Below are 10365 nucleotides of genomic sequence, written 5' to 3'. Positions count from 1 at the left end.
GTCGTGGGCGCCGTCCATCAGCACTTCCGGCTCCACGATCGGCACGATACCGGCCTCCTGGCAAAGGGCCGCATAGCGGGCGAGCGCGTGGGTGTTCGCGCTGATCGAGGTGACCGACGGCACGCCCTTTGCCGTGTCGATGTCGATCACGGCACGCCATTTGGCGAAGCGGGCGCCGAGCTTGTAATAGTCGGCGAGCCGCTCGCGCAGGCCGTCGAGGCCCTCGGTGACCGTGTCGCCGGGAAAGCCGGCCAGAGGCTTGGCGCCGGCATCGACCTTGATTCCGGGAATAGCGCCTGAAGCCTTGATGATATCGACCAGCGGCGTGCCGTCGGCCGCTTTCTGGCGAATGGTCTCGTCATAGAGGATGACGCCGGAAATATACCTGGTCATGGCGTCACTGGTGCGGAACATCATCTCGCGGTAGTCACGCCGGCTGTCCGCGGTCGATTCGACGCCGATGACGTCGAACCGCTTCTTGATCGTGCCCGAGCTTTCGTCGGCGGCCAGCAGGCCCTTGCCGTTGGCCACCATCGCGGCGGCAATGTCTTCGAGACGTTCGCTCATCGTGCTTCTCCTGGACGGTGTTGTTCTGTGCCTAGAACGGTTCACCGTTTCCCGGAAACGGCGACCGCTCTAACTCTTTGTTTTGACGCAATTCCGGACGGAAAGCCGTACACACTTTTCCTGGAATTGCTCTAGCAGAACACTACCGCCAAAGGATTGACGCCGGAAAGCTCGAATCGATCGAAAGTCCCGGCAGCGTCGCGCGCTCGCCTCGAGTTGATCGTTTCAACGCTTGAGCACGTCGACGCCCGGCAGCGGCTTGCCTTCCATCCATTCGAGGAAGGCGCCGCCGGCAGTCGAGACATAGGTAAAATCGTCGGCAACCCCGGCCTGGTTGAGCGCCGCGACGGTATCGCCGCCACCAGCCACCGAAACCAGCTTGCCAGACTTGGTGCGCGCCGCCGCATGCCTGGCTGCCGCCATCGTCGCGCGGTCGAAGGGTTCGATCTCGAACGCGCCGAGCGGGCCGTTCCAGACCAAGGTCGCGGCGCGGTCGATCCAGTCGGCAACGACTTTCACGGTCTTTTCGCCGACATCGAGGATCATGCCATCCGCCGGCACGTCGGCTATGGCCACGGTTTCGCTGGCCGCACCCGCCTTGAATTCCTTCGCCACGACACCGTCGACGGGCAGGATGATGGCGCAGCCGGCCTCGGCCGCCTCGATCATGATCTGCTTGGCGGTAGCGGCGAGGTCGTGCTCGCACAGCGACTTGCCGACGTCGGTGCCGCGTGCGGCGAGAAAGGTGTTAGCCATGCCGCCGCCGATGACCAGCGCGTCGACCTTCTTGACCAGGTTCATCAGCAGGTCGATCTTGGTCGAGACCTTGGCGCCGCCGACAATGGCGACCACCGGGCGAACAGGATTTCCAAGGCCCTTCTCCAGCGCTTCCAATTCGGCCTGCATGGTGCGACCGGCAAAGGCCGGCAACAGATGCGCCAGTCCCTCGGTCGAGGAATGCGCCCGGTGGGCAGCGGAGAAGGCGTCGTTGACGAAGATATCGCCATTGGCGGCGAGCCGTTCGGTGAAGGCCGGGTCGTTCTTCTCCTCGGCCTTGTAGAAGCGGGTGTTCTCGAGCAGCAGCACGTCGCCCTTGTTCATGGCGGCAACGGCACTTCCCGCCGTGTCGCCGACGCAGTCGCCAGCAAAGCCCACGGGGCGGCCGAGCACCTCGGACGTTGCCCTGGCGATCGGCTCCAGCGAGAATTCCGGCGAGGGACCGTCCTTGGGTCGGCCGAAATGGGCGAGCAGGATGACCTTGGCACCCTTGCCCGACAATTCAGCGATGGTCGGCGCGATGCGTTCGATACGGGTCGTGTCGGTGACCTTGCCGTCAGCGACGGGAACGTTGAGGTCGACGCGCACCAGCACGCGCTTGCCATTGATATTGCCGATATCGTCCAATGTCTTGAAGCTGGCCATGCTGGTTCCTTTCGCTGAGAAATCGCCGGGACCATACCCCGCACCGGCGACGATGCAAGACTTGGCTGGGGAGGGCGCGAAATTTTCAAAGGCGAAGGCATTGATGTCGCGAGGCGTCACGGCAGGCGGATGGCTGCGGCGCAAGGATCGCCGTTGTCAGCTCTCGGTCGTTGCCTTTTCCGCCGCCGGCTCTGTTTTCTCGTCTGCGCGTGCCGGGGAGATCGGTGTTTCCACCGGCTTGCGCCAGGTTTGGACGAAGGCCTTGATCCGGTCGGCGATCTCGCCGGCGCTGAGGAAGACCGGTACCCGCGCCACGGGCGCGGTCGGTTCGAAGGAGAGGCCCAGGCCTGTGATCCTGCCCTTGTCGTCGACGTCACGCACGATCAGCTCGATCGGGCCGATCAGCACGCGGTCGGCGTATTCGACATGGCCGCCGAGCCGCGCCGTGACCAGAGCGCCGACGGTCAGGTTCTGTTCCGCCTCGCTCAGGCCCGGCGCGTAAGCGGCTTCCAGTTCGGCAGCGGAACGCGCCGGATCGACAGCAAAGGCACCGAAGAAATCGGCATCCTCGGGGTCGACGACGGCGCGGCTGGCGAACAGCTTGTCGAGCAGGCGTGGATAGCGGTCCGGCACGAAGATGTAGACCTGGTCGCCGGCGGCAAGCCTGCCCATGTCCTGGAAACGCATCGAGCGTCCGTCGCGCAACACCAGCGAGGGCCGCGCCCAGCGAGGGATGCGCTCGCCGCGCGCCACCGGGCTGCCCGGGGCGACGCGGTAGGCGAGGAGCTCGTGATGGGCCGAGCCCGGCAGTTCGAGCTCGACCTTGTCCAGAGGTCCGAGCCGCGCCGGCACGATCAGGCCGAGACGGCGTGCCAGCGGACCAACGGTCCAGCCCTGGATGACGAGTGACACCAGGACGATGATGAAGGCGGCGTTGAAGATGGTGCGGCCATTCTCCAGCCCGCCGAGCAAGGGAGTGATGGCAAGCAGGATCGAGACGGCGCCGCGCAGGCCGACCCAGGAAACGAAGGCGACTTCGGGGCGCGGCAGACGAAACGGGATCAGGCAAAGCCAGACCGCGATCGGCCGGGCGACGAACATCAGGAACAGGCCAAGCAGCACCGCAGGCACCATGATCGCCGGAAATTGCGAGGGCGTCGCGAACAGGCCGAGGATCAGGAACATGATGATCTGCGCCAGCCAGGACATGCCGTCCTGGAAGCGTTTGAGGATAGTGACGGCGCGGATGTCGGAATTGCCGGCGATGAGGCCGGCAAGATAGACCGCCAGGAAACCGGAGCCGCCGATGGCGCCGGCGGCGGCGAAGACCATCAGCGACAGGGTCAGCACGAAGATCGGCAGCAGGCCATGGTCGAGATTGAGCCGGTCGACGAGGCGCACGATGGCGAGGCCCCCCAGCACGCCGACAATGGCGCCCAGGCCCATGTTGATGAGGAAGCCGAGGACGAGGTTGGTGGCCAGGACATTGGCCTCGGGGTCGGCATGGGCGGCTATGATCTCGACCAGGGTGATGGTCAGGAAGATGGCGATCGGATCGTTGGTGCCGGACTCCACCTCCAGCGTGGATCGCACGCGCTCGCGCAGATTGATCTCGCCGGCGCGCAAAAGAAAGAACACGGCGGCCGCGTCGGTGGAGGCGACGGCGGCACCGAGCAGGAAGGATTCCAGCCAGGTGAGGTCGAGCAGGTAGTAGGCGGCGGCGCCGAACAGGCCGGTGGTGAGGACCACGCCGAATGTGGCCAGCGACAGAGCCGGCCCGGCCGCCTGGCGCAACGCATTGAGCGGCGTGCCGAAGCCGGAATCGAACAGGATCACCGCCAGCGCCAGTGAGCCGGCAAAATAGGCGATGCGGGCGTTGTCGAACTCGATGCCGAGGCCGTCGGTTCCGGTGGCGAGGCCGATGCAGAGAAACAGAAGCAGCAGCGGTGCGCCGAAGCGGAAGGCGATCAGGCTCGAAAACGCGGCGGCGACGACAAGCGCGGTGCCCACCAGCGTGACGAGATAGATCGCATGCTCCATCCGTGATTTGTCCCCTGCCTCTTCTCTCGACTCAAGGAAGAGTGGGGCGAAGGCATGGCCGGCGCAAGGCGGGAGAGCGGTTTTTTGGCCGAAGCCCTACAACTTCGTCATGCTTGGGGATAGCAGGAGCGAAGCGACGCCTTGCCGAGCACTCCAACGAAAAAACGCCCGGACGAAGCCAGGCGTTTCAAGTCTCTGGAAGATGGGCCCGCGATCAGGCGATGGTCTTGCCGAAGGCGACCGCGGTATCGCCCATGCGATTGGAGAAGCCCCATTCATTGTCGTACCAGGACAGCACCGAAACGAAGTTGCCGTCCATCACCTTGGTCTGGTCGAGCGCCACGATCGAGGAGTGCGGGTCGTGGTTGAAGTCGATCGACACGTTCGGATGATGGGTAACCGACAGGATGCCCTTGAGCTTGCCGTTGGAGGCTGCGATCACCGCCTCGTTGATCTCCTGCGCCGACGTCGAGCGCTTGGCGATGAACTTGAAGTCGACGACCGAGACGTTCGGCGTCGGCACGCGGATCGAGATGCCGTCGAGCTTGCCCTTGAGCTCGGGCAACACCAGGCCAATGGCCTTGGCGGCACCGGTCGAGGTCGGGATCTGCGAGAGTGCCGCGGCGCGGGCGCGGTAGAGATCCTTGTGCATGGTGTCCAGCGTCGGTTGGTCGCCGGTGTAGGAATGGATCGTCGTCATCATGCCCTTTTCGATGCCGACCGTCTCGTGCAGGACTGCGGCCAGCGGCGCCAGGCAATTGGTGGTGCAGGACGCGTTCGAGATAACGATGTGGTCCTTGGTAAGCTTGTCGTGGTTGATGCCATAGACGACAGTGAGGTCGGCGCCTTCGGCCGGCGCCGAAACGAGGACGCGCTTGGCGCCGGCGGTCAGGTGCGCGGCGGCTTTGTCGCGGGCAGTGAAGATGCCGGTGCATTCGAGCGCGATGTCGATGCCGAGCTCCTTCCACGGCAGCTGGGTCGGATCCTTGATCGCGGTGACCTTGAACGTCTCCTTGCCAACGGTGATCTGGTCGCCGGAAACCGACACTTCGTGCGGGAAGCGGCCGTGTACGCTGTCGTAGCGCAGGAGGTGGGCGTTGGTTTCGACCGGGCCGAGGTCGTTGACGGCGACGACGTCGATGTCCTTGCGGCCGGATTCATGGATGGCGCGCAGGATGTTGCGGCCGATGCGGCCGAATCCGTTGATGGCAACTCTGACGGTCATTTTTCTCTCCTTGGGAGCTGGAGGGCAGACGATTGGTCCGCAGCTTCATAGCGGCGGAAGCGGAAAGAATCCAGCCGCGGCGACGTGGATTTAAATCGATTAGGTCAGGCCAGTCCGGCGGAACCGCTGTACGCGGTTTCGCCGAGCGTTCTTGTTTCATACATGTCGCTGTCCCAAAATCGAGATACACTTTTGGGCAACATGCACGGCCTTACTTGCCATGCAGGCGGGCTTCCGCCGCCTTGGCGGCCGCCTCGGCGGTGATGCCGAAATGCGGATAGAGCTGCTCGATCGTTCCCGAGGCGCCGAAGCCGGTCATGCCGATGAAGATGCCGTCGGAGCCGATGAGATGATCCCAGCCTTGGCGGATGCCGGCTTCGATCGCCATCTTCACTTTCGCATTGCCGATCGTCTTGCGGCGGTAGTCCTCGCTCTGCTTGTCGAACAGTTCGAAGCAAGGAACCGAAACGACGCGGGTCGGATGGCCATGCTTCTCCAGGAGGTCGCGGGCGCCGAGCGCGATCTCGACTTCCGAACCCGTGGCGAAGATCGTCACCGCGGCCTCGCTGCTGGCGGCGGCGAGTTCATAGGCGCCCTGGCTGCTCAGGTTCTTCTCGGTGAATTCGGTGCGCACGGTCGGCAGGTTCTGTCGGGTCAGCGCCAGCGTCGACGGCGTCTTTTCCGATTCAAGGGCCAACTGCCAGCATTCGGCGGTCTCGACCGCATCCGCCGGACGGAAGACGTTGTGATTGGGGATGGCGCGCAGTGCCGCCACATGCTCAACCGGCTGATGGGTCGGGCCGTCTTCGCCGAGACCGATGGAATCATGGGTCATGACGAAGATCGAGCGGATGCCCATCAGCGAGGCCAGCCGCATCGAGGGGCGGGCGTAGTCGGAGAAGCACAGGAAAGTGCCGCCATAAGCGATCACGCCGCCATGCAGCGTCAGCCCGTTGATAGCGGCAGCCATGCCGTGTTCGCGGATGCCGTAGTGGACATAGCGCTGGCCGTAATCGTCCGGGGTGATGTTCTTGGTCTGGCTGGTCTTGGTGTTGTTGGAGCCGGTGAGATCGGCCGAGCCGCCGATGGTTTCCGGGACGGCGCCGTTGATGACTTCCAGCGCCATTTCGGAGGATTTGCGGGTGGCGACCTTGGGCTTGTCGGCGGAGAGCTTCTTCTTGTAGTCGGCGATGACGGCGTCGAAGTTGGACGGCAGCTTGCCGGCAACGCGGCGCTCGAACTCTGCCCTGAGCTTGGCGTCGGCCTTGGCGAGGCGGCCTTCCCAGTCGGCGCGCGCCTCGGCGCCGGCCGTGCCGGCGGTGCGCCAGGCATCGAGGATGTCGGCTGGAACCTCGAAGGGGGGTGACTCCCAGTTGAAGAACTTGCGCGCGCCGGCGATCTCGTCGGCGCCGAGCGGCGAGCCGTGCGCCTTGTTGGTGCCGGCCTTGGTCGGGGCGCCGAAGCCGATGGTCGTCTTGCAGGCGATCATCGTCGGCTTGTCGGAATGGCGGGCGGCTTCGATCGCATAGGCGATGGCTTCCGGATCCGTGCCGTCGATATGGCTGGCGTTCCAGCCGGACGCCTGGAAGCGGGCGACCTGGTCGGTGTTGTCAGCCAGCGACACCGGACCGTCGATCGAGATGTTGTTGTTGTCCCAGAACACGATCAGCTTGTTGAGCTTGAGGTGGCCGGCAAGAGCGATGGCTTCCTGGGAGACACCTTCCATCAGACAGCCGTCGCCGGCCAGCACATAGGTGTAGTGGCTGACGAGGTCGTTGCCGAAGGCCGCGTTCATGATGCGCTCGCCGAGCGCGAAGCCGACAGAATTGGCAAGGCCCTGGCCGAGCGGGCCGGTGGTCGTTTCGATGCCGGCGGCGTGGCCATATTCGGGATGGCCTGCGGTTTTCGAGCCCAACTGGCGGAAGTGCTTGATCTGGTCGATCGTCATGTCTTCGTAGCCGGTCAGGTAGAGCAGCGAATAGAGCAGCATCGAGCCATGGCCGGCCGACAGGATGAAGCGGTCGCGGTCGGCCCAATGCGGCGCCTTGGCGTCGAATTTCAGGAAGCGGGTGAACAGCACCGTGGCAATGTCGGCGCAGCCCATGGGCAGGCCGGGATGGCCGGAGTTCGCCTTCTCGACCGCGTCCATGGAGAGAAAGCGGATTGCATTGGCCATCCGGTCATGTTGTTCACGCGACGTCATGGTTCCTCCGGGGTGGGGTTCGGGGCCTTGGGAGAGCCCTTGAAAAGCGTGCGCGACACATAGCAGGCGCGCACTTTTAGTCAACAAACCGGTGCGCATTTGCCGGCCTTGTGATGCCGCGGGCAGGCCTATATTAGCGTTAGCAGGGGACAGTCGCGAGAGCTTTGTTGACGTCGCCTTCACCCGGTGCCTAATGTTTCAGAGATAACGCGTTCTGAACGCGAACGATTCGGTGATGGGCAGGGCACAGGACGAGGCCATGACCGGGGAAACGACACTCAAGGAAGTCATCGCAAGGCTGGGCAAGGCCATGGAAGGCCTGGAAAACGCCGTCGCGGCCAAGCTCGAGCATGAGCGCGATTATTCGGAAGCCGAGGCCGAGGTGCAGCGGATGAATGCCGACCGCTCGCGGCTGGCGCAGGAGCTCGACAATTCCGAGGCGCGCGCCGAACGGCTGGAGGACGCCAACAAGGAAGTGTCGCGACGACTGGTGACCGCCATGGAAACCATCCGCGCTGTGTTGGATAGGTAAGCTCATGGCACAGGTCACGGTTTCCATAGACGGCAAGCAGTATCGGATGGCCTGCGACGAAGGCCAGGAAGAGCATCTGATCGATCTCGCCGAGCGTTTCGACCGCTACGTCTCGCATCTGAAGGATTCATTCGGCGAGATTGGCGACCAGCGGCTGACGGTCATGGCCGGCATCATGGTCATGGATGAACTTTCGGAGCTGCAGAAGCGCGTCAAGGGCATGGAAAGCGAAGTGCTGACCTTGCGCAAAACCCGCGACGAGGCGCTGACCAAGGCCGACAAGAGCGACAGCGTGCTGACCAACGCGCTTGGCGCGCTGGCGCAGCGCATGGAAGATCTTGCGGCGACGCTGGCCGTCAACAAGGCATAAGCGGTCTCCCCGGAAATTCCTGCCGAACTTGGCGGTAAGAAGAGAAATTTTTTCGCGGGCGCGACGGGCGCCTGTGGGTTTAGGCATTTGTGGGTTGCCGCCGAGGTGTTAAAAAGATTTGAGCGCTCGCCAGCCGTTGCCGGCAACATTTCAAGGGTAGGGAAACATCATGAGCCTTCGCATCAACGATATCGCCCCGGATTTCACCGCCGAGACCACGCAAGGACCGATCAGCTTTCACCAGTGGATCGGTGACGGCTGGGCGGTGCTGTTCAGCCACCCGAAGAATTTCACTCCCGTCTGCACGACCGAGTTGGGCACGATGGCGGGGCTCGAGGGCGAGTTCAAGAAGCGCAACGTCAAGATCATCGGCATTTCGGTCGATCCGGTCGAAAGCCACGGCAAATGGCAGGACGACATCAAGACGGCGACCGGCCATTCGGTGAACTATCCGCTGATCGGCGACAAGGATCTCAAGGTCGCCAAGCTCTACGACATGCTGCCTGCTGGTGCCGGCGAGACCTCGGAGGGCCGCACGCCCGCCGACAATGCCACCGTGCGTTCGGTCTATGTCATCGGGCCCGACAAGAAGATCAAGCTGGTGCTGACCTATCCGATGACCACGGGCCGCAACTTCGACGAGATCCTGCGCGCGGTCGATTCCATGCAGCTGACCGCCAAGCACCAGGTGGCGACGCCGGCGAACTGGAAGCAGGGCGAGGACGTCATCATCACCGCGGCCGTTTCCAACGAGGACGCCATCAAGCGCTTCGGCGCCTACGAGACCGTCCTGCCTTATCTCCGGAAGACCAAGCAGCCTTCCGCGTAGAGCGGTTCACCGTTTCACGAAAACGGCGAACCGCCTCGTTGTTTGCGCAATCGTTGGGCAAAGCGCCACGCGCTTTTCCCGGGATACCGCCTGGAATTGCTCCAGTGCCCTGGATGGCATTTTTCGACTTCCGCAGCTTTTTTGGCAAGGCGTGCTTGACGGCAGCGCTCTGCTAGACAAGCATGCTCTTATGTTGCTCTGGCAAAGAAAATCATTCCTGTCCGGTTAACAGGAGGGGAAGTCGGATTGGACATAGGTTCGGCAAAGCCTGAAGTCACCGGTTTCCATGACAAGCCGACCGGCGCCATCCAGTATGTCGTCGCCGACCGGGCGACGAAGCGGTGCGCCATAATCGATCCGGTTCTCGACTTCGACGAGAAGTCCGGCGCAGTTTCGACAGCCAATGCCGATGCGCTGCTGGATTTCGTCAGGGCGGAGGGACTGAGCGTCGAATGGATCCTGGACACCCATCCACATGCCGATCATTTCTCGGCCGCGCAGTACCTGAAGCAAAGGACCGCGGCGCCGACGGCGATCGGCGAGCGGATCGTCGAGGTCCAGAAATTGTGGAAGGTTATCTACAACTGGCCGGATTTCCCCGCCGACGGCTCGCAGTGGGACAGGCTGTTCGGCGACGGCGAGGTTTTCCGGGTCGGAACGCTTCCAGCAAGGGTGCTTTTCTCGCCCGGGCACACGCTGGCGTCGATCACCTATGTGATCGGGGACGCGGCCTTCGTCCACGACACGCTGTTCATGCCCGACAGCGGCACGGCAAGGACGGATTTTCCCGGCGGCAGCGCCGCGCGCCTGTGGCACTCGATCCAAGGCATTCTGGCCCTGCCGGAGGACACGCGCCTCTTTGTCGGCCATGACTATCAGCCCGGCGGGCGCCAGGCATTATGGGAGAGCACGGTTGCCGCGCAGAAAGCCGGCAACATTCATCTTGCCGCCGCGTGCAGCGAGGCCGAGTTCGTTGCGCTCCGCGAGGCCCGCGACCGGACATTGCCGATGCCGAGGCTGATCCTGCATGCGCTGCAGATAAACATGAATGGCGGACGCCTGCCGGAACCGGAAGCCAATGGACGACGGTATCTGAAATTTCCGCTGGATGGGCTTTGACGCAATCACGGCACCCGATGCGGTTTACGAAAAAGGCGGCGCCAGTTTCCTGACGCCG

At 63.5% G+C, this 10365-nt stretch carries 9 protein-coding genes; 4 read left to right on the top strand and 5 right to left on the bottom strand.

The annotated features are described in order from the left end of the window. The 5 genes from FJ964_RS29775 to tkt all read right to left on the bottom strand — a co-directional run. On the bottom strand, nt 1-567 hold a 567-nt coding region (locus FJ964_RS29775; RefSeq protein ID WP_140554205.1), incomplete at its 3' end, for a class I fructose-bisphosphate aldolase. 225 nt (nt 568-792) lie between these two features. Further along, a complete protein-coding gene (locus FJ964_RS29770) occupies nt 793-1989 on the bottom strand; it encodes a phosphoglycerate kinase (RefSeq protein WP_140554203.1) in 1197 nt (398 codons plus the stop codon). A gap of 156 nt (nt 1990-2145) precedes the next feature. Continuing rightward, nucleotides 2146-4029: a potassium/proton antiporter gene (locus FJ964_RS29765; protein ID WP_140554201.1), complete on the bottom strand. Its 1884-nt coding sequence runs from the start codon at nt 4027-4029 to the stop codon at nt 2146-2148. 214 nt (nt 4030-4243) lie between these two features. Beyond that, nucleotides 4244-5254, bottom strand: a complete 1011-nt coding sequence (gene gap / locus FJ964_RS29760) for a type I glyceraldehyde-3-phosphate dehydrogenase (protein ID WP_140554200.1) — start codon at nt 5252-5254, stop codon at nt 4244-4246. A 211-nt stretch (nt 5255-5465) separates the two neighbouring features. Next, entirely contained in the window at nt 5466-7457 is a 1992-nt protein-coding gene (gene tkt / locus FJ964_RS29755) for a transketolase (RefSeq protein ID WP_140554198.1), read from the bottom strand. Between the two features lie 259 nt (nt 7458-7716). Between tkt and FJ964_RS29750 the strand changes: the two genes are divergently transcribed. From FJ964_RS29750 to FJ964_RS29735, 4 genes are all read left to right on the top strand, one after another. Beyond that, nucleotides 7717-7989: a DUF4164 domain-containing protein gene (locus tag FJ964_RS29750; protein ID WP_023763725.1), complete on the top strand. Its 273-nt coding sequence runs from the start codon at nt 7717-7719 to the stop codon at nt 7987-7989. A 4-nt stretch (nt 7990-7993) separates the two neighbouring features. Further along, nucleotides 7994-8359: a cell division protein ZapA gene (locus FJ964_RS29745; protein ID WP_140500552.1), complete on the top strand. Its 366-nt coding sequence runs from the start codon at nt 7994-7996 to the stop codon at nt 8357-8359. 169 nt (nt 8360-8528) lie between these two features. Next, complete coding sequence (locus FJ964_RS29740; RefSeq protein ID WP_140554196.1) at nt 8529-9188, top strand: peroxiredoxin; 660 nt, start codon at nt 8529-8531, stop codon at nt 9186-9188. A 246-nt stretch (nt 9189-9434) separates the two neighbouring features. Beyond that, on the top strand, nt 9435-10307 hold the full coding sequence (locus FJ964_RS29735; protein ID WP_140554195.1) for an MBL fold metallo-hydrolase: 873 nt from the start codon (nt 9435-9437) through the stop codon (nt 10305-10307). The last annotated feature ends 58 nt before the right edge of the window (nt 10308-10365 follow it).

This window comes from Mesorhizobium sp. B2-3-2, assembly GCF_006442295.1.
Lineage (GTDB): Bacteria > Pseudomonadota > Alphaproteobacteria > Rhizobiales > Rhizobiaceae > Mesorhizobium.
Note: the sequence above shows the minus strand (reverse complement) of the source record. Positions and strands in the feature narration are given on the sequence as shown.